Consider the following 22,097-nt stretch of genomic DNA (forward strand, 5'->3'; position numbering starts at 1 on the left):
GATTCGGCAAGAAAAAGCTGAACGCGCAGACAACTGCGCACTAGAATGATGCGCTTTCCCCACTGCCTCGATAAGGACTTACATGGCCACCGCAGATTTGCGCCGCGGCTACATCCTGGGCCTTTCCGCCTACGTCATCTGGGGCCTGTTCCCGATGTACTTCAAGGCGATCCAGGCCGTTCCCTCGCTGGAAATCATCGTTCATCGCGCCATCTGGTCGGCGCTGTTCGGCGCCTTGCTGCTGCTCGTCTGGAAGCACCCGGGCTGGCTGCGCGAACTGATCGACCACCCCAAGCGCTTCGCGGTGCTGGCCCTGAGCGGCTCGCTGATCGCCGGCAACTGGCTGATCTACGTCTGGGCGGTGAACAACGGGCGCATGCTCGAGGCGAGCCTGGGTTACTACATCAACCCGCTGGTCAACGTGCTGCTCGGCATGCTGATTCTTGGCGAACGGCTGCGGCGCTTGCAGTGGGTCGCGGTGGCGCTGGCGGCGATTGGCGTCGGCCAACAGGTGTGGCAGGTGGGCAGCCTGCCTTGGGTGTCGCTGGCCCTGGCGTTGAGCTTCGCGACCTACGGGCTGATCCGCAAGAAAGCGCCAGTCGCCGCGCTGCCGGGGCTGGTGGTGGAAACCTGGATTTTGTTGCCGCTGGCCATCGGCTGGATTGTCTTCCACCCAGACGCGATGAGCAGTCAGCCGGCGTTCTGGACTACGAGTGAGGCGCTGTGGCTGATGGCCGCCGGCCCGGTCACTCTGATTCCGCTGGTGTGTTTCAACGCCGCTGCGCGGCATCTGCCCTTCGCCACCCTGGGCTTTTTGCAATACGTGGCACCGACTCTGGTGCTGCTGCTGGCGGTGTTCGTTTTCGACGAGCATTTCGACCCAGCGAAACTCATCTCCTTTCTGCTTATCTGGGCGGGGCTGGCGGTATACAGCGTCGACGCCTGGCGAACCCTGCGCAAGCGCCCGGCAACCGTTTGAAAGCAAAGGCCGCTGATTCAGCGGCCTTGTCGTTTCTGGCGAACAGGTTCAGTCCCTTAGTCTTCCATGCGCAGCTTGAGCTCCACCATCAGGTCATCCGCCAGGCTTTCCAGCGAGGTCTGCAGGGTGCTTAGCGGCAAGCCTTCCGGTACCGCCAGGGTCGCCTGGGCGTGGAACAGCGGCTCGCCGCTCATGGGTGCGGGCGTCACTTCGGTCACCAGGTTTTCCAGGTTGACGCCATTGGCGGCCAGCAGCCGGGTGATGTCGCGCACGATCCCGGCGCGGTCGTTGCCCAACAGATCAAGGTGAATGGACTTCCAGGTGCAGTCCGGCTCTGCGCCGGCCGAGGCGAGCTGCACGCGAATGCCCTGGGCGCTGAGCTCGCCCAGCGCCTCCATCAGCGCGCCATGGGAGGCGGCCGGTACATCAACGCGCAGGATGCCGGCGAACTGCCCGGCCATGCGCGACATACGGCTCTCCAGCCAGTTACCACCGTGCTTGGCCACGCACTGGGCAACGCGCTCGACCAGGCCGGGCTGGTCCTGGGCAATAACGGTGAGTATCAGGTGATCCATGCTCATGTCCTCGTCGTGGGCGCTCAATTCAGGTCGAGCCAATAGGTCAGGTAAACCTCATCCCGAACATAGCCGAGACGTTCATAGAGAGACTGCGCCGCCAGGTTGGTTCGCGCCGTTTCCAGCTGCAAGCCGCAGGCGCCGGTAGCCAGCGCATGCTGCCTGGCAGCCTCGAGCAGTTGCTCACCGATGCCCTGGCGCCGCGCGTGATCGGCGACGTACAGGTCGCTGAGCAGCAGGCTCGGGCGCAGCGCCAGTGATGCATAAAGCGGATAGAGCTGCACGAAGCCCTGGGCCGCGCCCTCTTCGCTGCGGGCGATCAAGATCGTCGAGTCGCTGCGCTCCAGCCGCGCCGAGAGAAAATCGCGCACCTCCCGGGTGCTTTTGTCGACCTTGTAAAAGGTCAGATAGGCCGCGAACAGCGGCACCAGGTCATCGAGATCAGCAGTGGTCGCAGCGCGTGTCGGCATGTTGGCGTCCTCACAGGTGGTCTGCAGTATAGGCAGCGGTGCGCCAATCAGCTTCCTGGCAAGAATACGACCAAGGTCGCGGCGATCATTTCCGGACTGTTTTTCCCAATTCGTTCATGTAGTATCAGCCAAACCCCACTACATGAACCCAAACCCAGTCCTGCTGGTTGTGGAAAACCCCGCTCACGAAGCACCTCCAGACACGCCGCAACGCGGGCAGCCGTCGACCACGGCCCCAAGGCGATCGGTCTGCGCAGCATCGAGGGTTCCCGCCGTTACACAGGCTAAGCGAAGCAGAGAGGCGAGAGATGACTGAGCGTATTCGAGTCGGTGGCCTGCAGGTCGCCGAGGTGCTGTTCGATTTCATCAACAACGAAGCCATTCCCGGCAGCGGCGTGACCGCCGAGGCATTCTGGGCCGGCGCCGATGCCGTGTTCCGTGACCTGACGCCAAAGAACCGCGCGCTGCTCGACAAGCGCGATCAGCTGCAGGCGCAGATCGACGGCTGGCACCGCGAACGGGCCGGCAAACCACACGATGCGGCGGCCTACAAAACCTTCCTGCAGCAGATCGGCTACCTGCAGCCGCAGCCTGAGCACGTGCAGGTCAGCACCGAGAACGTCGACGACGAGATCGCACGCATGGCCGGCCCGCAGTTGGTGGTGCCGGTGATGAACGCGCGCTTCGCGCTCAACGCCAGCAACGCCCGCTGGGGCTCGCTGTACGACGCGCTGTACGGCACCGATGCGATCAGCGAGGAAGGCGGCGCCGAAAAGGGCAAGGGCTACAACCGCGTTCGCGGCGACAAGGTGATCGCCGCCGCGCGCGCCTTCCTCGATGAAAGCGCGCCGCTGGCCACCGGCTCCCACGCCGAGGTCACCGGTTACCGCATCGAAGGCGACAAACTGCTGGTTACCCTGACCAATGGGGACATCAGCGGCCTGCGCGACGCCGATCAACTGGTCGGTTTCCAGGGCGAGGCCGCCGCGCCCATCGCCGTCCTGCTCAAGCACAACGGCCTGCATTTCGAGATCCAGATCGACGCCGCCAGCCCGATCGGCAGCACCGACGTCGCTGGCGTGAAGAACGTGCTGATGGAATCGGCGCTGACCACCATCATGGACTGCGAAGACTCGGTGGCGGCGGTGGATGCCGACGACAAGACCCTGGTCTACCGCAACTGGCTGGGCCTGATGAAGGGCGACCTCAGCGAAGAAGTCAGCAAGGGCGGCAGCACCTTCACCCGTACCATGAACCCGGATCGCGTCTACACCCGACCGAACGGCGGCGAGTTGACCCTGCACGGGCGCAGCCTGCTGTTCGTGCGCAACGTCGGCCACCTGATGACCAACCCGGCGGTGCTCGACGCCAGCGGCAACGAGCTGCCCGAAGGCATCCTCGATGCGCTGTGCACCAGCCTCGCCGCGCTGCACAACCTCAACGGCAACAATAGCCGCGCCAACAGCCGCACCGGCTCGGTGTACATCGTCAAACCGAAGATGCACGGCCCTGAAGAAGTGGCGTTCACCAGCGAACTGTTCGGCCGTGTCGAGCAGGTGCTGGGCCTGGCGCGCAACACGCTCAAGGTCGGCATCATGGATGAAGAACGGCGCACCACCGTCAACCTCAAGGCCTGTATCGCCGCGGCCAGCGAGCGTGTGGTGTTCATCAACACCGGTTTCCTCGACCGCACCGGCGACGAAATCCATACCTCCATGGAAGCCGGCGCCATGGTGCGCAAGGCCGCCATGAAGAGCGAGAAGTGGATCAGCGCCTACGAGAACAACAACGTCGACGTCGGCCTGGCCAGCGGCCTGCAGGGCCGTGCGCAGATCGGCAAGGGCATGTGGGCGATGCCCGACCTGATGGCCGCCATGCTAGAACAGAAGATCGGCCACCCGCTGGCCGGTGCCAACACCGCCTGGGTGCCCTCGCCGACCGCCGCCACCCTGCACGCGCTGCACTATCACAAGGTCGACGTGTTCGCCCGCCAGGCCGAGCTGACCAAACGCGCCCCGGCCTCGCTGGATGAAATCCTCAGCATTCCGCTGGCGCCAGACACCAACTGGAGCGACGAGGAAATCCGCAACGAGCTGGACAACAACGCCCAGGGCATCCTCGGCTACGTGGTGCGCTGGATCGACCAGGGCGTCGGCTGCTCCAAGGTGCCGGACATCAATGACATCGGCCTGATGGAAGATCGCGCCACCCTGCGCATCTCCAGCCAGCTGCTGGCCAACTGGCTGCGCCACGGCGTAGTCAGCGAGGCGCAGGTGCTGGAGAGCCTCAAGCGCATGGCGCCGGTGGTGGACCGGCAGAATGCCGGCGATGCGCTGTACCGCCCGATGGCACCGGACTTCGACGCCAACATCGCCTTCCAGGCGGCCGTGGAGCTGGTGCTCGAAGGCACCAAACAGCCCAACGGCTACACCGAACCGGTGCTGCATCGCCGTCGTCGGGAACTGAAGGCCAGCCTGGCGCGCTAAGCGTCAACGCAAAAAAGAAAACCGCCGAGAGGCGGTTTTCTTTTATTCGCAGATTGGTTGGTGGATTACGGCGCCACGAACGCCGTAACACGCCTCAACGGCGAAGCGGCGCCTGCACCCGCCCTACGATTCGAAGAGACCACGCACACCCCGTAGGGTGGGTAAACGACGCATGGCAGATTACGTCCTGACACCGCTGCTCTCTGCGCGTCGCGTAACCCACCAAGCGATCTCACCCCAGACACGATCAAGCCGCCGGCTGCACCGCCACCCGCCGCTGCTGCCAGCGGTAGACGGAGAAGCGTTTGGGCATTTCGTACAGCCAGTTAATGCCCAGCGCCTCGAGAATCTTCGCGGCAATCACCGGCAGCAGCACGCCGGCCAGGCAGCCGACGACGATATGCACGGTGTCGTCGTTGATGCCCAGGAACTTGTTGAGGATCACCCGCGCGCCGCTGCCGGCCAGGATGTGCATCAGGAAGATCGGCATCGACAGCGCGCCCAGGGTCAGCATCCAGCCCACCGGCCGACGCGCCAGCACCATGCACAGGCTGACGGTGAACAGGATGCCGATAAAGGCCACCACCAGCGACGCCGCGCCGCGGTCGATGTAGGTCAGCCCCAGCACGCCGTGGAACACATACTGCGCCACCACGAAGGCAAGGCCACTGCCCAAGGCCACGGCCGAAGCACGGGATTCGATGCTACCGCGGATCTGGTTGAACCAGATGCCCAAGGCGAAGAACACGAAATTCTGTGCCAGGAATATCAGCACCCCGACACGTGGCGTCCACTGCTGCAGCAGGTAGAACAGCGCACTGAGCACCAACAGCGGTAGGAAGGCCCGCGTCGAGAAGCGGCGGTACAGCAGAATCGCCAGGCAGAACGCGGCGAATAGCGCGTACAGGAACCAGAACTGCGCCCGTGGCGACCACAGCAGCGTCAGCACCTCGCCCATGCTGACGCCGCCGTTGGTGTAGCGCGACAGCATCGCTTCGATGGTGCCCTGCAGCAGGGACCAGAGCACGAACGGATAGAAGATGGTATCGATCTTGTTGCAGAACAGGCCGACACCGCCGCGGTTGTTCAGCGAATGCCAAAAGAACAACCCGGACAGAAAGAAGAACAGCGGCATGTGGAAGGTGTAGATGATGCTGTCCACCAGCCAGTGGAAATCCACGTTCTCGGTGATGATGCCGCCGTTGAGCAAGCCCCGCACCACATGGCCATAGACCACCAGGAGGATGCCGATGGCCTTGGCGTAATCCACCCATAAATTGCGGTTTTGCATGCGGGAATCCTTGAGATCGAGGTCAGCGCGAGGAGCGATGGCGGCGACCGGAGCGCCGCCACGCTGATCAGATCGTCAACCCGCGCTTCAGGTTCCCGGCCCGATGCTGGTGCAGTTGCCGCCGCCCAGGTACTTCTTCAGCACCGCCCATTGCGGACGGTCCACACCCTTGACCGGCTCGACGGACAGCTTGTTCTTGCCCCACGATGGCCCGGCTGCCCAGTAAGCGAACGGAATACAGTGCTTCTGCAGGTAGGCGAGCGTCTGATCCAGCGCCTTGAGGCCGCTTTCGTCCTCGGCCGGTACACCGAACTCGCCGATATGGCCCTTCTTGTTGTGCTCGATCAACCAGTTGACGAAGGGCTCCAGGCGTTTGACGCCGATCTGCGGATCCAGATCGGTGGCCAGGGCGGTCTTGTAGAGGCCGCTGGCATCCGGATCGATGTACATATGCGCCGAATAGATCAGCTTGTCCGCCGGGTCCTTCAGGTCGAGCAGGTTGTCGTTGAGCTTGGGCCAGCGCAATGCAGACGAATATTCGGCGCCTTCGACGTAGATATCGTTCTTCGAGTCGTGCTTGCGCACGCCGTTGATACCGGCCTGGGCCACCTGCGGCCAGTACTTGTTGGCCGCGCCGTGGGGCTCGTTCATCAGGTCGTAGGAATACACGGCCGGGTGGCTGCCCCAGCGCTTGGCGATGCGTTCCATGAGGTTCTGGTAGGCGGAAATCGGTACGTCGTCAGTGCCGATGACCTTGCCGTAGTAGCGGCCATAGTTGTGCACGTCGAGCATCACCTCGATGCCGGCCTGCTGGGCTTCATCGAGGGTCTTGTCGATCAGCTTGGCGTACGCCTCGTCGAACTCGCCATTGGCCTTGGGCTGCAGGCGCTCCCAGATGAAGGAGAAGCGCACCCAGCTGATGCCCTTCTGCTGCCACTTCTCGTAATAGCCTTTGGGCGGGAAGAAGAAGTTGGTGCCGTGCTTGCCGGGAAGCACCGAGCTGGCGAACCCTGCGCCCGCAACGTTGATGCCGATCAGCTCGACCGGCTTGGTTTGTGCGCTGGCGACGCCGCAACTGAGCAGGATGCTGGTGCCGAGCGCCACGGCGTGACGCAGAATGCTGCCACTCATAGGTGAGGTCTCCTCTGTGCCTGGATGGGATGACTGCCTGAAAAACGCGTCTCAGACACATCAGGACGCCAATAGTGGTGAGAGGTTCACCGCAGGTCGGCATAATCGGCTCGCCGATCTGTCGCCTAGACTTACGTCCTATGTCGATTCCCGGCCTGGCTCGCCACCATGCCGCTACAAGAACAAAAGGAACGCGCGCAATGAAACCAGCCGACGATTTCGTCCAGGCCGGCAAGACAGCGGTACGCCAGAACGTCCATGGCACCATGGAGTTTCTGCAGAAATTTCCACCCTTCAACCAGATGGACGCTGCCCATCTCGCCTACCTGGTCGAGCACTGCCAGCTGCGCTTCTATGGCGAAGACGAGGTGATCATCCACCCCGATGACGGCCCGGTGCAGTACTTCTACATCGTCAAGCAGGGCCGCGTGCACGGCCAGCGCCCGCATTCGGCGCGGCGTGGCACCGAGACCACCTTCGAGATCACCAGCGGCGAGTGTTTTCCCATGGCCGCGCTGATTGGCGAGCGCGCCACCCGCACCGCGCACCTGGCCGCCGAAGACACCTTCTGCCTGCTGCTCGATAAGGCCGCCTTCGCCCGCCTGTTCGCCCAGTCCACGCCGCTGCGCGACTTCGCCCTGCGCGGCGTCAGCAGCCTGCTCGACCAGGTCAACCAGCAGGTGCAGATGCGCGCCGTGGAAACCCTCGGCTCGCAATATTCGCTCGACACTCGCCTGGGCGAGCTGGCCATGCGCCAACCGATTTCCTGCGCCCCCGAACTGCCGCTGCGCGACGCGGTGCGGCAGATGCACGAGCAGCAGGTCGGCAGCATCGTCATCGTCGATGCCGGCCTGCGCCCGCAAGGCATCTTCACCCTGCGCGACCTGCGCCGCGCGGTGGCCGACGGCAGCTCCCTCGACCAGCCGATCAGTGGCCTGATGACCCAGGCACCCTTTCACCTGCCGCCGAGCGCCAGCGCCTTCGATGCCGCCATCGCCATGACCGAACGGCATATCGCTCACGTCTGCCTGGTGGACCAAGGTAGGCTGTGCGGCGTGGTTTCAGAGCGCGACCTGTTCTCCCTGCAGCGCGTCGATCTGGTGCATCTGGCGCGAACCATCCGCCACGCCGGCCGGGTGGAAACCCTCGCCGCGCTGCGTGAGGACATCCGCCAGCTGGTAGACCGCATGCTCGCCCACGGCGCCAGCTCCAGTCAGATCACCCATATCGTCACCCTGCTCAACGACCACATGGTCTGCCGGGTGATCGAGCTGACCATCGAAGACCTGGGCGATCCGGGCGTGCCCTTCACCTGGCTGTGCTTCGGCAGCGAAGGCCGCCGCGAGCAGACCCTGCACACCGACCAGGACAACGGCATTCTTTTCGAAGCCGGCGATAACGTCGAAGCCGCCCAGCTGCGCGGCCGCCTGCTGCCGCTGGCCATGGAGATCAACGGGCGCCTGGCGCGCTGCGGCTTCACCCTGTGCAAGGGCGACATCATGGCCGGCAACCCGCAGCTGTGCCTGTCGCGCCAGGAATGGTCGCGGCGCTTCGCCGGCTTCATCCGCGAGGCCTCGCCGGAAAACCTGTTGGCCTCGACCATCTACTTCGACCTGCGCACCGTGTGGGGCGACGCCAGCGGCTGCGAAGCCCTGCGTGACGAGCTGCTCGGGCAGATCGCCGACAACCGCCTGTTCCAGCGCATGATGGCCGAGAACGCCCTGCGCCAGCGCCCGCCGGTGGGGCGCTTCCGAGACTTTGTGGTAGCCAGGCGCGGTGCCGAGAAGGACACCCTGGATCTCAAATCCCAGGGCCTCACGCCCTTCGTCGACGGCGCGCGCCTGCTCGCCCTGGCCAACGGCATCAAGGCCTGCAACACCCAGCAGCGGCTACGTGAACTGAGCGAGCGCGGGATCATCGACAAGCTGGATGGCGCCGCCTATGAAGAGGCCTACCACTTCATCCAGCAAACGCGCCTGCAGCAGCACCAGCTGCAGGCACGCCAGGCCCAGCCGTACTCCAATCGCCTCGACCCGGACAGCCTCAACCACCTGGACCGGCGCATCCTGCGCGAATCCTTCCGTCAGGCCCAGCGTCTGCAAACCAGCCTGGGGTTACGTTACCAACTATGAATGCCTTTTCCTGGCTGACCCGCCGCCGCAGCGCCCTGCCCGCCGACCAGCAACGCCGCTGCGCCGCCCTGCCCGTCCCACGCGCGGCGGACGACACACCGCTCGCCGGGCAACGCCTGGTGGTGCTCGACCTGGAAACCAGCGGCCTGGACACCAGGCGCGACGAGGTGCTGTCGATTGGCGCCGTAGTCATAGACAACGGCGCCATCCAGCTCGGTGAACAGTTCGAGTGCACTCTGCACCGCGACGGCCACACCGTCAGCGCCAGCGTGCTGATCCACGGCCTGGCGCCCAGCGACATCGCCGCGGGCATCGAGCCGGCCCAAGCGCTGCTGGCGTTCATGGAGTTTCTCGGCGACAGCCCGCTGCTGGCCTTTCACGCCGGCTTCGACCAGCGCATGCTGGCCCGCGCCCTCAAGGACACCCTCAACCTGCGCCTGCGCCACCCTTTCTACGACGTCGCCGAACTGGCGCCCATGCTCTGCCCACAGGCGGAGATCCGCAACGGCGGCCTGGACGACTGGACCGCGCACTTCGGCCTGCAGGTCGGCCAACGCCACCACGCCAGCGCCGACGCCCTGGTAACCGCCGAACTGGCGCTGATCCTGTTCAGCCGCGCCCGCAAGCAACAGGCCGACAGCCTCAAGGCACTGGAGCAACGGCTGAAGAGCTGGCGGCAGCGGTTGCAGGGGCCTTCGCTCTAGGCGCAAAACGTCCCGGATTACGCCTGCGGCTAACCCGGGCTACGGGAGCGTTAACCGTCCGTAGCCTGTGGTTGAGCGCAGCGATACCCAGGAGGGCAGCGCTCTGACTACACGTCACGCATCAGCAGCGCAAAGCGCAGATCCACCTCGGGTGGCACCGGCAGGTACACCACATGCCCATCGCCGGGCGCCACGCTGATCGACTCACCTGCGCGGTTCTCAAGGTGCTCCAGGGTAAAGCGCAAATTGCCCTCCGGTGTCATCAATTCCATGCCGACGCCCACCGTGAAGCGGTTCTTCACCCGCACTTCGGCCAACTCGCCACGGCGTTCGCCGCTCAGTTCGCCGACGAACTGCTGGCGATCGGAGACCGAGCTGCCATGCGCATAATTCTGATACTCGTCATGCACGTGGCGGCGCAGGAAGCCTTCGGTGTAGCCGCGATTGGCGAGCGACTCCAGGCTGGCCATCAGGCCGCGGTCGAACGGCCGCCCCGCCACCGCATCGTCGATGGCCTGGCGATACACCTGAGCGGTGCGAGCGCAGTAGTAATGGCTCTTGGTGCGCCCTTCGATCTTCAACGAATGCACACCCATGTTCACCAGCCGCTCTACGTGCTGCACGGCGCGCAGGTCCCGGGAGTTCATGATGTAGGTACCGTGCTCGTCCTCGAACACCGGCATCTGCTGTTCGCCATCCTCGAGCACGAACACCTGCTCGCTCGGCGCGCCGATACCCAGCGTCGGCTCGACCACCCGGACGACCTCGCCGAGTTCGTTCTCGCCCGCCGCCTTGAGGTCGTACTGCCAGCGGCAGGCATTGGTGCAGGCGCCCTGGTTGGGGTCGCGGCGGTTGAGGTAGCCGGACAACAGGCAACGCCCCGAGTAGGCCATGCACAGGGCGCCGTGGACGAACACTTCCAACTCGATCTCCGGCACCTGGGTGCGGATTTCCTCGATCTCGCCGAGCGACAGCTCCCGCGACAGGATCACCCGCTCCAGCCCCTGCCCCTGCCAGAACGCCACGCTGGCCCAGTTCACCGCATTGGCCTGCACCGAGAGGTGGATGGGCGTCTGTGGATAACGACCACGCACCAGCATGATCAGCCCCGGGTCGGACATGATCAGCGCATCCGGCGCCATGTCGATCACCGGCTGCAGGTCGTCAAGAAAGGTCTTCAGCTTGGCGTTGTGCGGCGCGATGTTGACCACCACGTAGAAGCGCTTGCCCAGCACATGGGCCTCGCGAATGCCCTGGGCCAGGTTGGCGTGGTCGAACTCGTTGTTGCGCACCCGCAGGCTGTAGCGGGGCTGTCCCGCGTACACCGCATCGGCGCCGTAGGCGAAGGCGTAGCGCATGTTCTTCAGGCTGCCGGCCGGTGATAGCAGTTCGGGGCGAAACGGTTGGCTAGACATGGTGCAACGAACTCGCGGAAAAACAGGGCCGGTGATTCTAGAGAGGCCGGCCCGCCCAACCATTGATCCAGGTCTATGGCGGCGCGTGTACGGCCTGCCGTGCGGATCGGCGGCCCTCGCCGCCTGGCCAGCGTACGGGAAACAGCCCGGCGATGCTGCGAGCCAGCTGTTGCCGCGCCACACGCTCCTCGCGTAACCCAAGCCGCCCACTCATCGCCGGTACCACAGGCGAAAGAGCCCCATCGCGAACAACAGGGCGATCTGCGCCATGGCCACGCACAGTTGCAGGAACGACTGCACCGAGTGATTGGCGGCGGCATCGGCCACACCGGTCAGGCCGTTCCAGAACGCCTCCGGCAGCAGCTGCAGGCTCAGGGTGGCGACCGGCCAGCCGCTGAGCATAAGCGCCTCGATCCAATCGAAGCGGCCGACGAACATCATGCCGATCAGCAGTACACCGGCGATGCACAGGCCGAGGGCGAAGCAGGCGGAAAATTGCACCAAGACTCGCATGGCGATCTCCAAGGGGCGTGCACTGTGGCACGCCCCGGCAAAGGGTCAGGAAGTGAAAGTGTCGCTGGTGGCCGGGCGGCCGACGCCGTACCAGTCGAGTTTGCGGGTCAGCACCATCACGCATCCCAGCACGCCGAACACCAGAAGCGAGCCCATCAGCAGGGCGTAGTCCTCGGCGCTGAGCAGGCCGTAGAGCAGCCCATATAGCGCGGCCAGCAAAGCGCCGAATGCCGCTCCACGCAGCCAGCTGCGCAGCACGCTGCTGACGTAGAAGGTGTTCAGCGCCACGCATGCCAGAGCGGACAGGCCGTAGGCGACAGCGAAGCCCAGGTGCTCGGAAAGCGACAGCAACAGCAGGTAGAACAGCGCCATGGACAGGCCGACCAGGGCGTACTGCACCGGGTGCACGGCCATGCGCTTGAGCACTTCGAACAGGAAGAACACGGCGAAGGTCAGGCTGATGAACAGCAGCGCGTATTTGATCGCCCGATCGGCCTTGAGGTACTGGTCCACAGGGTCGATGAGGCTCACGCCGAAGGCGCGGCTCTGCATCGCCCCGCAGGAGCCACTGACGCAACTGCTCAAGGCATCCTGCATATCGGTGGCGAAGAAGCTGGTCTGCCATTTGGCGGTGAAGCCCTGCTGCGTCACCTCACGCTGACTGGGCAAGAACTCGCCGATAAAGCTCGGATGCGGCCAGTCCGAGCGCAGGGTGACCTGGCTTTCGCGGCCCACCGGGGTGATGCTCAGTTGCTCGGTGCCCTGCAGCTTGAGGTCGAAGGCGAAGCTATAGGCCTGCTCGTTGCGGGTATCGCGAGGCGGCAGCGCCACGTGCACGCCGCTACCGAAGTTGTCGTCGCCGCTGCCCGGCTCGAAGCTCAGGCTGGCACCATTGAGCTGCAGCTTGAGATCGTTGCCGATGCCGCGCACATCGCTGATGCCAACGGCGATGAAGGGCTCGCCGAACCAGTAGGCGTCGACATCGCTGATGCCGTAGTTGGCCGGCACCGCAAACTCGCCGCTGACCTGGCTATCGCTGTGGTACAGACGCGCCTGGTAGATGCCGCGATAGCGCAGCTCGGTACGCACGTCGCCATCGAGGGCGAAACGCTCGGGCAGAAAGTACAGACGGCCCTGCTCGATGGACTCTTCCTGATAACGCTCGTCGCTGTCCTTGCGGGTTTTCCAGGTCAGCACCTTCTTGCGGTACGGCACCACCATGATCGGCCCGGTGATCTGCTGGGCGTAGCTGGAGCTGCGGGCGATATCGCGCAGCACGTCGTCGCGCGCGCCCTGGCGCTCGCTGACCAGGCCGTCGATCAGCAATAGGGGAATCATCAACAACAGAATCAGCAGGGCGATGGCGCCCAGTTTGAACAGCAGACTTCGGTTCATGGCACAGCGCTCCGTGCAGTTGGGATGCACGCAGTTTCGCCAGGCCAAGTGGAGCCAATATGGGCCGCAGGTGGAGTTTATGTGGGAATTGTGAGAAGCCCGGCAGGCGTCACCCGTCGGGCTGGATGGCTACGGGCGCAGCCATCGGTCATTCGCCGCGGATGTACTGTTCCAGATGCTGGATCAGGTTTTCCTGCTGGCTGATGATGTCCTTGACCAGGTCGCCGATGGACAGCAGGCCAACCAGCCGACCGTCATTGATCACCGGCAGGTGGCGCAGGCGCCCGGTGGTCATCAGCTCCATGCAGTGGCGGCTGTCTTCCTCGGGCGTCACGGTGATGACCCTGCTGGTCATGATCTCGCTGACCTTGAGGTTGGCCGGCGAGCGCTCCTGCACCGCCACCTTGCGCACGTAATCACGCTCGCTGACGATGCCAGCCAGGCGCTCGCCCTCGAGCACCACCAAGGCGCCGATGCCCTTCTCGGCCATCAGTTTCACCGCCGCGAACACGCTGCTGTCAGGGGTAACGCTGTATACGTTGGATATGGGCTTGCTCTTGAGCACGTCAGCCACGGTCTTTTTCATGCGCGTTCTTCCTGTCCCGGTAGATTGGCGAACGGCTTCAGAATAGCCAAAGTGCGGACATCTGTACGCACCGCGTTTGCGACAAGTCGCCGCCAGCATCGCCGAGGTCGCAGCCACGGCGCCTAACGCAGGAAACTCAAACGCACTTCCACCCCACCTTCGACGTTGGCGATATCCAGACTGGCGCCATGCAGCTGCGCCACTTCCTGCACGAAGTTGAGCCCCAGTCCGGTACTCTTGCGGCCGGTGGTCGGCCGCGCCAGGGAGTAGAAGCGCTCGGTCAGACGCGGCAGGGCGTAGTCGGGAATCGCCGGCCCCTGGTTGAACAGGCGCAGCTGCACGGTTTCGGCATCGACCTCGCAGGTGAAGCGGATCAGCCCGCCTGGAGGTGTGAAGTCCAGCGCGTTGTCGAGCAGGTTGCTTAGCGCCTGGCGCAGCAAGAAACGCTCGCCGAGCAGCGTCTGCGCGGCATCGACCTGGTTATCCACACGCACCTGGCGCTGTTCGATGCGTGCCATCTGGGCCGCCAGCAGTTCGTCGATCATTGGCTGCAGCAGCATGGTGACGCGTTCTTCGAGGCCCTGGCGCTGCTCGACCTGGGCCAGGTGCAGCAGGCGCTCGATCAGGTTCTGCAAGCGCTCGCCTTCTTCGCCGATATTGGCCACGAAGCGCTGGCGCTGGGCTTCGGGCATCTCGCCTTCCAGCAGCTCGGCAGCACCACGGATCGCCGCCAGCGGGCTCTTCAGCTCATGGGTCAGGGTGTGCACGTAGCGCTCGACATAGGCCTTTCCCTCCAGCTCGGTGCGCATACGCTCCACCGCCTGGGCCAGCTGGCCGAGTTCGCCGCCGCGCACCTGGGGCAACTCGGCGCGCTGACCCTCGCTGACCGCCTGTGCATAACGGGTCAAACGACGCAGCGAGCCACTCAGCCACCAGCTGAGCAAACCGCCGACCAGCAGGCCCAGGCCGATCAGCCCGGCACCCAGCCAGCCGAGGCGACGCTGCGAGCGCTCGATATAAGGCTGCAGCGTGCGGTTGGGCTTGGCCACCGAGACCACACCGAGAATGCGTCCATCATCGATGATCGGCGCGGCCACGTACATCACCGAGGAATCCGGATCGTTCGGGTCTTCACGGGTCGAGCGCACGCCATAGCGACCGCGCAGGGTCAGGTACACGTCGTTCCAGCGCGAGTAATCCTGCCCGACCGCCAGACCGCTGGAGTCGAGCAGCACGATACCGTTGGCGTCGGTGACGTAGATACGGTGGTTGACCTGATTCTTCGCCACGCCCCAGATCTGCGCGCCGGGCTGGCGTTGCCCGTAGGCCTTGAGCAGTTCGGGCAGCTGCCCCTGGGCGAGGCGGCCATCGCGTACATCCTCGCGCAGCAGCACCGCCAGCAGGTGCGCGGTATCGACCAGAGTTTCCTCGGTGGACTGGCGCACGCCGGGACGGATCTCGTCCATCACCGTGCTGAGCACGAACCAGCCGGACAGCCCGACGAACAGAAAATAGGCCAGAAAGATACGGACTCCGAGCGGCATCAGCAGACCTCCTGAGCGGTAGGCATCGCTATTCGAGCCGCAGGCTGTAGCCCAGCCCGCGATGGGTCTGGATCGGCTCGGCCTGGGGCGCGACCTGACGCAACTTGGCGCGCAGGCTCTTGATATGGCTGTCGATATTGCGCTCGTAGCCGGCATCGGCCGGCACGCCCAGGGCGTCGAGCAACTGCTCGCGGCTGAACACCCGCTCGGGCTGGCCGAGCAGGCACTGCAGCAACTGGAACTCGAGGCGGGTCAGGCTCAGGGGCTGGCCATGGTAGTCGATGCGCACGCGCTCGCTGTCGAGATGAAACGGGCCTTCATTGAGCTTGGCGAGCGCGGGTTCGCGGGGCGCCACGCGCTTGAGGATGGCCTTGACCCGCGCTGCCACCTCCCGCGGGCTGAAGGGCTTGACCACGTAATCGTCGGCGCCGATCTCCAGCCCCACAACGCGGTCGATCTCGTCGTTGCGCGCGGTCAGGAACATCACCGGCACTTCGGAAAAACGCCGCAGCCGCTTGCAGGCTTCGAAGCCACTGATATCGGGCAGGCCGACGTCAAGAATCACCAGATCACAGGTTTCACGCTCCAGCAGCGCCAATGCCTCACCGCCTAACGTCGTCCAGCGCGTAGCGAAACCCTCGGCCTGCAGAGCGTAAACCAGGGTATCGGCGATTGCGGCTTCATCTTCGACGATCAGGATGGTCGCCATGGTTGGCATCCTTGCGGCACGTGGGTTGCGCAGCCTGCGCGAGGCAGTTGTCAGCGTCAATAGCACGAGGCGTCACCACTCATACACAAATCAGGTGGATCATTCTGTGGATAAGCTTGGAGCGAAGCGCTGAACGCCACTGAAAACGCGCCTCCCAGCCAATCGATCATTATTTGACCAGAACTTTATTCACAGATGAAAACGTGCCAAACCGCTGTTACTAAAGAAATTTTGTCAAGACTCGTGAGTACGCCAGCATACTGGGGACAATACACAACTTGAGTGGAACACTTTGTGGATAACCTTTGCATGGCCGGCTACAGGCCATGACAAACGGGCCCTCCAGCGCACTGATCATTTACTGAGCAATGACCAGAGCTGATAAAAATATTCGCGCTTTAAACGAATAGGCGTTGTCATCCACAAAAAATCTTCTTCAGGGCGGTTCGCTATACACAATAGCCGTGGAAGATTCTGTGGATAAGCCTGGTATCGAACCATAGAGGCCACGCCATATGCGGCATTCGGACGCCTGGTCAGTTATTGATCAGATTCATCCACATGCGTCCCAACCTACTGTATTGCTTGACTTTATTGACTTCATCAGGCCCTGAGTTCGGGCGCGGCAGCAAACGAGCATTCATGCACAATGGCCGTGCATGGGCCTGTGGGCAACCTGGAGATCATCCCCTGCAGGCCAATGGAATCACGGCCTGCAAGAGATCGTTCACTTATTGATCAGCCGCTCATTCCACCCGGAAACGGCCGGTATTGCGCGACAGGGTTTCGCTGCCACGGCGCAGTTGTTCAGTGGCGTCGCTGACCATGCGCGCGCCGTCGAGCAACTCGCTAGCCGCCTGATCGACCTGCTGGATATTGCCGCTCACTTCGTCAGCGGTCGCGGCCTGCTGCTCGGCAGCGGTGGCGATCTGTGCCAGGCGGTCGCTGACCCGTTGCACCGACTCGACGATACCGTCGAGATCCGCACTCATCGCCAGCACGTTACCCACATCGCCTTCGGCCTGGTGCATGGCCTGTTCCATTTCGGCGACGGACTGCCCCACCACCTTGTGCAGATCGCCAACGGTCTGGGCGATTTCCGCCGTGGAATTCTGGGTGCGCTGCGACAGGGAGCGCACCTCATCGGCGACCACCGCGAAGCCACGGCCCTGCTCGCCGGCACGCGCCGCTTCGATAGCCGCATTGAGTGCCAAGAGGTTGGTTTGCTCGGCAATGCCCTTGATGACGTCGACCACTCGGGTGATCTGCTCGGTCTGCTGGCGCAGCTTCTGCAGCGTCTGTGCGCTGCCGGCCAGGCGCTCGCTGAGCTCACGCATACTGGCACTGGTCTTGGCGCTGCGTTGATTGCTCTGGTTGGCGATCTCGCGGGTCTGCCCGGCTTCCTGGGCAGCCTGCTCGCAGCTCTGCGCCACGCTCAGGGCGGTGGCGGCCATCTGCGTAGCAGCGGTAGCGATCTGGCTCATCTGCGCCTGTTGCTGTTCGACCGCGCTCAGCGATCCCGCGGCCTGACTCCCCAGGCTACGCACGGTCTCATCGAGGCTATGCCCTTCGCGGCCGACGCCCTGCATGGAATCGCGCAACTGGGCGACCGCAGTATTCAGTGCGCTGGAGATCGCCGCCAGGTCATCGGCGCCGTGCACCTGCATACGTACCCGCAGATCACCGTCACGCAGACCTTCAGCGGCCTGGATGATGCCGGCGGTACTGCGGCGAATGGAGGCGTGCAGGCACAACAGCAGGTACAAGGCGAGCAGGGTCAGCACGCCGAAGATCAGCGAAGTGCGAAGCATGTCCTGGCGAGCTGCACTCTGGTACCCGGAAATATTGCTGTTGAACTGCTCGAACACCGCCTGGCGCAAGGTCTGCACGTTCGCCTGCAAGGTCTGCACCTGCTCCACGAAGCGGGCTGGCTGCAGCACCATGGGGTTGGCCTCGAACATGTCGCGATCCACTTCGGCGAGGAACTGCTTGAGCCCCTTGTCGACCTGTTCATAGGCCTTTTCCAGGTTGCTCATGGTCGCAGGCGAGGCCTGCTGCAGGGCATTGCGCGACTTGGCCAGCTGCGCGCCGGTCTGTTCGAGAGCGCGACGAAGATCACGCACGGTCAGGCGGTTCTGCAAGGTGAAACGCTGAGCCACCAGCGGGTCGTAGCCCTGGCTGGCGAAGCTGCCAATACCATCGGCCAGGCGGGGCAGAATCAGCGTCATCTGCTCCATCATCAGGTAGGTATCGAGGAAGGGATCAAGTATCAGGCCGCTGTCGGTCGCGACCTGATCACGTAACACGGTCAGGGTCGAGAGTGTGCTCTGGTAACGCTCAAGAGCATCGGGCAGTCCCAATTTACCCAGCGCGGCCATGTCCAGCCCGGTGACCGACGCCTGCAATGCCTCGATTTGCCGGGCAGTATGCTCACTGGGCGTCAGCTTGATCTCGTCGCCGGCCTCGGCCAGCGTTTGGCCGAGCTTGCCGTTGCTCTCACGCAGCGGGGTTTCAGCTGGCTTGTCGTTGCTCTTCCAGCGCGCCAGCAACAGGCGCTGATCGTGCAGCTGCGCCTCGACTGCACCCAGGGCGTGAATGCCCTGCATGCCGTCTACCTCCATGGCGAGCACCTCGACACGCTCCTGGGCACCGCTCAGCATCGCCCAGAGCGCATAGGCCATTGGCGCGACAAAAAGCACGAACAGCAGCTGAAACTTGCGGGCGAAACTGACACGTTCCAGAACGCGCACACCCGGCTTGAGCAATCCCCACATACCTCACCTCGAACAAGCACCCACACAACGTGGCAATCTGCTATTTCAAGGCAAGAATCACACCGCTACGCATGAAAAGGAAGCGCAGCGGCGGCAAATCAACAGCTAGGCTGCTCGGCGGTATAGCGATTGGATGGATCGATGGCCGCATCCAGCTTGCGGATGGCACTGGCGCCGATCAGCAGCGGGTAGTCGAAGTGGCTGCGGTCGGTGAGGTTGACCTCGATGGTACGCAGCTCCTCGCCCAGGCAGATGTCCATATTGACCACCGGGCGCGCGGAATAGGACGGTTTGGCAGAGCTGCCCTCCTCGGCGCGATTCTTGATCTCGGTGACACGAGCCAGGGGCTTCTCGAAAACTTGATCGTCCGCATCGTCTACGGCCAGACGGAACCGCACCCAGTCCTCGCCATCACGCTCGAACTGCTCGATGTCACGGGCCGACAGCGAAGCGGTCATCGCGCCAGTGTCCATCTTGGCCTTGAGGGTCTGGCCGAGCTGGGGTAGCTGAATGTATTCGTAGCGACCGTAGAGAGTCGGCTGGTCGGCCATCGCCGGCAGAGCGACAGCAGCGGCAAGCAGGGCTAGAACGGTTTTCACGCCTTGAGGTCCTCGTTTGAAATGGAGAACGTTGGGACTGGAGCAGGCGCGAATGGTTCTGGGAATCTGGCGGAGCGAAATTTTGCAAAATAGTGCGGGGGACTTGGAGTCCTGGCAAACCTGTGGGAGCGGGCCACGCCCGCGATTTTTTTCGCGGGCATGGACTAGGTGTCCCCGCCCGCTCCCACAATTTCCTGCCTTGCCGCTACAACACCTGCCGCAAGAACGCTTGAGCCCGCACATCCTTCGGCTGGGCGAAGAACTCGGCGGGCGGCGCGTCCTCGAGCAGTTTGCCGTGATCGAAGAACAGCACGCGGTCCGCCACTTCACGGGCGAAGCCCATTTCGTGGGTGACGCAGACCATGGTCATGCCTTCCACGGCGAGCTGCTTCATCACGTCAAGCACTTCGCCGACCATTTCCGGGTCGAGGGCCGAGGTAGGCTCGTCGAACAGCATCACCTTGGGGTCCATGCACAGGGCGCGGGCGATGGCCACGCGCTGCTGCTGGCCGCCGGAGAGGCGCGACGGAAACTCACCGGCCTTCTGGCCGATGCCGACCTTGTCGAGGAGCGCCCGGGCCTTGGCTTCACGCTCGGCCTTGCCGCGCTTGCGCACCACCTTCTGCGCCAGGCACAGATTCTCCAGCACGGTCATGTGCGGGAACAGGTTGAAGTGCTGGAACACCATGCCGACTTCACGACGGTAGGCATTGATGTCGGTCTTCGGGTTGGCGAGGTCGAGACCGTCGATGCTCACCGAGCCTTCGTCCAGTTCTTCCAGGCCATTGAGGCAGCGCAGGAAGGTTGACTTGCCGGAGCCGGACGGGCCGATCACCACCAGCACCTCGCCGCGTGCCACCTGGGTGGTCACGCCATCGACGGCGCGCACCTGCTGGCCGCGGGCGTCGAACACCTTGATCAGATCACGGACTTCAATCACTTTGCGCGAGCCTCCGTTCCAGGCGGTTGGCGATCTGCGACAGCGGCAGGTTGATCACCAGATAAAGGGCCGCGACGCAGAACCAGATCTCGAACGTGGAGAACGAGGTGGTGATGGCTTCGCGGCCGCTCTTGGTCAGCTCGGTGATGGCGATCACCGAGACCAGCGAGGTGTCCTTGACCAGGCTGATGAACTGACCGGCCAATGGCGGCAGCACGCGCTTGAACGCCTGCGGCAGGATCACGTGGCGCATCGACTGCGCCGCGCTCAGGCCCAGCGAACGGGCCGCTTCATCCTGACCGCGAACGATGGACTGCACCCCGGCGCGCACGATCTCGCCGACATAGGCGCCGGTGAACAGGGCCAGCGCCGCCACACCGGCGAACTCGCGGGACAAATTGAGCACCGTGCCGATGAAGAAATAGAAGATGAAGATCTGCACCAGCAGCGGCGTGCCGCGCACCAGCTCGACGTAAAGCGTCGACAGGTGGCGCAGCGTTGGGTTGCCGGACAACCGGCACAGGCCGGTGACCAGGCCGATCAGCAAACCGAACACGCCCGCCGCCACGGAGATCCACAGCGTGGTCCACAGCCCCCAGAGCAGCGGCCCAGCGGCCCAGTGACGGGTGACGCCGATGACATCGCCCTCGGCCACGTCGTCGCCTTCGCTGAGCTGCAGGCTGTCGCTGGCCACGGTGAGCTGCTGCTGTTCGCCACCTTCACCGGTCAGGGTAACCAGGGCGTCGCTGCCCTGACGGCTGATGCTCTCGACGCTGCCGTAGTCAGCCGCACGCTGCGCTTCTTCGGCGTGGTAGGCGAAGTACTGGGGAACGCGATTCCAGCGCCATTCGTAGGAAATCAGCGAGGTGGAATACCAGATCGCCAGGATACCCAGGACCAGGATCAGCCCGGTCAGCAGGTGCCAGGGCCACTGGGCTTTCTTCTGTTTAGCCACGGTGAGTGTCTACCCGTTGAGTTGCCAACATGACAGCGCGCGGACTAGCCGCGCGCCGGGTGTAGCGAAGTGAAGCGCGAATGCGCTTACTCCATCTCTTTCAGCCAGTTAGTGCTCTTGAACCACTTGGCGTGGATCCGATCGTAGGTACCGTCTTCGCGGATCTGGTGCAACCAGTTGTTGATCCAGTTGATGCTGTCGTAGTCACCCTTCTTCAGGCCGAAGGCCAGGGGTTCGAAAGTGAACGGCTCATCGAGGAAAACCAGCTTGCCGGCACCGGCCTTGCTCACCGCCACAACGTTGTACGGTGCGTCGTAGATGAAGGCATCGGCCTTGCCGTTGACCACGTCCATCACCGCTTCCTGCTCGTTGTCGAAGCCGCTGTACTTGGCCTGGGCGATCAGCTTCTTGGCGACCATCTCGCCGGTGGTGCCGATCTTCGAGGTGATGCGGTAGTCCGCGCTGTTCAGGTCCTTGTAGCTCTTGACCTTGTCAGCCAACTCCTTGCGGATCAGCAGGGTCTGGCCGACCACGATGAAGGGCTCGGAGAAGTTGATGCGCAGGTTGCGCTCTTGGGTCAGGGTCATGCCCGAGCCGATCATGTCGAACTTGTCGGTCAGCAGGGCCGGGATGATGCCGTCGTAAGAGGTGGAAACCAGCTCCAGCTTGACGCCCATGGCCTTGGTCATCGCCTTGAGCAGGTCGACTTCGAAGCCGATGATCTCACCGCGCTTGTTGGTCATCTCGAAAGGCATGTAGGTCGGGTCCATGCCCACGCGCAGGGTACCGCGCTTGACCGCGTCGTCGATGACGCCAGCCTGGGCGAGGCCGGTGAAGGCGCAGACGGATAACAGCAGTGAGGCGACAAGCTTTTTCATTCTTGCTCCTGAAAGGCAGAC

Annotated in this window: 19 protein-coding genes; 4 read left to right on the plus strand and 15 right to left on the minus strand. The window is 63.7% G+C overall.

Annotated features, from left to right (window positions below; translation table 11 throughout):
• Window positions 1-82: 82 nt before the first annotated feature.
• A complete protein-coding gene (gene rarD, locus BM279_RS00620) occupies window positions 83-979 on the plus strand; it encodes an EamA family transporter RarD (RefSeq protein ID WP_093499985.1) in 897 nt (298 codons plus the stop codon).
• Window positions 980-1,035: 56 nt separating this feature from the next.
• On the opposite strand, the gene BM279_RS00625 is transcribed toward rarD, so the two are convergent.
• Window positions 1,036-1,554, minus strand: coding sequence for a glycine cleavage system transcriptional repressor (locus BM279_RS00625; protein ID WP_013792932.1), 519 nt, complete (start codon window positions 1,552-1,554; stop codon window positions 1,036-1,038).
• A 23-nt stretch (window positions 1,555-1,577) separates the two neighbouring features.
• Complete coding sequence (locus BM279_RS00630) at window positions 1,578-2,024, minus strand: GNAT family N-acetyltransferase (RefSeq protein ID WP_093499988.1); 447 nt, start codon at window positions 2,022-2,024, stop codon at window positions 1,578-1,580.
• Between the two features lie 308 nt (window positions 2,025-2,332).
• On the opposite strand from BM279_RS00630, the gene BM279_RS00635 reads away from it, so the two are divergent.
• Window positions 2,333-4,510, plus strand: coding sequence for a malate synthase G (locus BM279_RS00635; RefSeq protein WP_093499990.1), 2,178 nt, complete (start codon window positions 2,333-2,335; stop codon window positions 4,508-4,510).
• Window positions 4,511-4,757: 247 nt separating this feature from the next.
• On the opposite strand, the gene BM279_RS00640 is transcribed toward BM279_RS00635, so the two are convergent.
• Entirely contained in the window at window positions 4,758-5,801 is a 1,044-nt protein-coding gene (locus tag BM279_RS00640) for an acyltransferase family protein (RefSeq protein WP_093499992.1), read from the minus strand.
• 87 nt (window positions 5,802-5,888) lie between these two features.
• Entirely contained in the window at window positions 5,889-6,932 is a 1,044-nt protein-coding gene (locus BM279_RS00645; RefSeq protein WP_093499994.1) for a glycoside hydrolase family 5 protein, read from the minus strand.
• A gap of 200 nt (window positions 6,933-7,132) precedes the next feature.
• Between BM279_RS00645 and BM279_RS00650 the strand changes: the two genes are divergently transcribed.
• Window positions 7,133-9,064: a putative nucleotidyltransferase substrate binding domain-containing protein gene (locus BM279_RS00650; protein WP_093499996.1), complete on the plus strand. Its 1,932-nt coding sequence runs from the start codon at window positions 7,133-7,135 to the stop codon at window positions 9,062-9,064.
• The gene (locus tag BM279_RS00655; RefSeq protein ID WP_093499998.1) at window positions 9,061-9,768 is read left to right on the plus strand and encodes a 3'-5' exonuclease; all 708 of its coding nucleotides are present in this window, start codon (window positions 9,061-9,063) and stop codon (window positions 9,766-9,768) included. Before BM279_RS00650 ends, BM279_RS00655 begins: the two co-directional genes overlap by 4 nt.
• A 107-nt stretch (window positions 9,769-9,875) precedes the next feature.
• Here the strand turns inward: BM279_RS00655 and trhP are convergent, their stop codons facing one another.
• The 11 genes from trhP to BM279_RS00710 form a co-directional block, all read right to left on the minus strand.
• Window positions 9,876-11,183, minus strand: a complete 1,308-nt coding sequence (trhP, locus tag BM279_RS00660) for a prephenate-dependent tRNA uridine(34) hydroxylase TrhP (protein ID WP_093500000.1) — start codon at window positions 11,181-11,183, stop codon at window positions 9,876-9,878.
• A gap of 210 nt (window positions 11,184-11,393) precedes the next feature.
• A complete protein-coding gene (locus BM279_RS00665) occupies window positions 11,394-11,696 on the minus strand; it encodes a hypothetical protein (RefSeq protein WP_093500003.1) in 303 nt (100 codons plus the stop codon).
• A gap of 45 nt (window positions 11,697-11,741) precedes the next feature.
• Complete coding sequence (creD, locus tag BM279_RS00670) at window positions 11,742-13,091, minus strand: cell envelope integrity protein CreD (protein ID WP_093500005.1); 1,350 nt, start codon at window positions 13,089-13,091, stop codon at window positions 11,742-11,744.
• Window positions 13,092-13,239: 148 nt separating this feature from the next.
• Window positions 13,240-13,677, minus strand: a complete 438-nt coding sequence (locus BM279_RS00675) for a CBS domain-containing protein (protein WP_093500007.1) — start codon at window positions 13,675-13,677, stop codon at window positions 13,240-13,242.
• A gap of 122 nt (window positions 13,678-13,799) precedes the next feature.
• Window positions 13,800-15,221, minus strand: a complete 1,422-nt coding sequence (gene creC / locus BM279_RS00680) for a two-component system sensor histidine kinase CreC (RefSeq protein ID WP_093500009.1) — start codon at window positions 15,219-15,221, stop codon at window positions 13,800-13,802.
• A gap of 28 nt (window positions 15,222-15,249) precedes the next feature.
• Window positions 15,250-15,930, minus strand: coding sequence for a two-component system response regulator CreB (gene creB / locus BM279_RS00685; RefSeq protein ID WP_093500011.1), 681 nt, complete (start codon window positions 15,928-15,930; stop codon window positions 15,250-15,252).
• 746 nt (window positions 15,931-16,676) lie between these two features.
• Window positions 16,677-18,704, minus strand: coding sequence for a methyl-accepting chemotaxis protein (locus BM279_RS00690; protein WP_093500013.1), 2,028 nt, complete (start codon window positions 18,702-18,704; stop codon window positions 16,677-16,679).
• 98 nt (window positions 18,705-18,802) lie between these two features.
• The gene (gene rloA2, locus BM279_RS00695) at window positions 18,803-19,303 is read right to left on the minus strand and encodes a retropepsin-like aspartic peptidase RloA2 (RefSeq protein ID WP_093500015.1); all 501 of its coding nucleotides are present in this window, start codon (window positions 19,301-19,303) and stop codon (window positions 18,803-18,805) included.
• A gap of 205 nt (window positions 19,304-19,508) precedes the next feature.
• Window positions 19,509-20,243: an amino acid ABC transporter ATP-binding protein gene (locus BM279_RS00700; RefSeq protein ID WP_093500018.1), complete on the minus strand. Its 735-nt coding sequence runs from the start codon at window positions 20,241-20,243 to the stop codon at window positions 19,509-19,511.
• On the minus strand, window positions 20,236-21,198 hold the full coding sequence (locus tag BM279_RS00705) for an amino acid ABC transporter permease (RefSeq protein ID WP_093500020.1): 963 nt from the start codon (window positions 21,196-21,198) through the stop codon (window positions 20,236-20,238). The genes BM279_RS00700 and BM279_RS00705 overlap by 8 nt, the downstream gene beginning before the upstream one ends.
• A gap of 86 nt (window positions 21,199-21,284) precedes the next feature.
• The gene (locus BM279_RS00710) at window positions 21,285-22,076 is read right to left on the minus strand and encodes a transporter substrate-binding domain-containing protein (RefSeq protein WP_093500022.1); all 792 of its coding nucleotides are present in this window, start codon (window positions 22,074-22,076) and stop codon (window positions 21,285-21,287) included.
• Window positions 22,077-22,097: the final 21 nt, after the last annotated feature.

The organism is Phytopseudomonas straminea (assembly GCF_900112645.1).
Classification (GTDB): Bacteria; Pseudomonadota; Gammaproteobacteria; order Pseudomonadales; family Pseudomonadaceae; genus Aquipseudomonas; species Aquipseudomonas straminea.

Coding starts and splice junctions, on each gene's coding strand:
- BM279_RS00690 (WP_093500013.1), bottom strand. CDS start 18,704: ATGTGGGGATTGCTCAAGCCGGGTGTGCGCGTTCTGGAACGTGTCAGT.
- BM279_RS00710 (WP_093500022.1), bottom strand. CDS start 22,076: ATGAAAAAGCTTGTCGCCTCACTGCTGTTATCCGTCTGCGCCTTCACC.
- BM279_RS00650 (WP_093499996.1), top strand. CDS start 7,133: ATGAAACCAGCCGACGATTTCGTCCAGGCCGGCAAGACAGCGGTACGC.
- BM279_RS00665 (WP_093500003.1), bottom strand. CDS start 11,696: ATGCGAGTCTTGGTGCAATTTTCCGCCTGCTTCGCCCTCGGCCTGTGC.
- BM279_RS00630 (WP_093499988.1), bottom strand. CDS start 2,024: ATGCCGACACGCGCTGCGACCACTGCTGATCTCGATGACCTGGTGCCG.
- trhP (WP_093500000.1), bottom strand. CDS start 11,183: ATGTCTAGCCAACCGTTTCGCCCCGAACTGCTATCACCGGCCGGCAGC.
- BM279_RS00640 (WP_093499992.1), bottom strand. CDS start 5,801: ATGCAAAACCGCAATTTATGGGTGGATTACGCCAAGGCCATCGGCATC.
- creD (WP_093500005.1), bottom strand. CDS start 13,091: ATGAACCGAAGTCTGCTGTTCAAACTGGGCGCCATCGCCCTGCTGATT.
- BM279_RS00655 (WP_093499998.1), top strand. CDS start 9,061: ATGAATGCCTTTTCCTGGCTGACCCGCCGCCGCAGCGCCCTGCCCGCC.
- creC (WP_093500009.1), bottom strand. CDS start 15,221: ATGCCGCTCGGAGTCCGTATCTTTCTGGCCTATTTTCTGTTCGTCGGG.
- BM279_RS00675 (WP_093500007.1), bottom strand. CDS start 13,677: ATGAAAAAGACCGTGGCTGACGTGCTCAAGAGCAAGCCCATATCCAAC.
- BM279_RS00645 (WP_093499994.1), bottom strand. CDS start 6,932: ATGAGTGGCAGCATTCTGCGTCACGCCGTGGCGCTCGGCACCAGCATC.
- BM279_RS00625 (WP_013792932.1), bottom strand. CDS start 1,554: ATGGATCACCTGATACTCACCGTTATTGCCCAGGACCAGCCCGGCCTG.
- rarD (WP_093499985.1), top strand. CDS start 83: ATGGCCACCGCAGATTTGCGCCGCGGCTACATCCTGGGCCTTTCCGCC.
- creB (WP_093500011.1), bottom strand. CDS start 15,930: ATGGCGACCATCCTGATCGTCGAAGATGAAGCCGCAATCGCCGATACC.
- BM279_RS00635 (WP_093499990.1), top strand. CDS start 2,333: ATGACTGAGCGTATTCGAGTCGGTGGCCTGCAGGTCGCCGAGGTGCTG.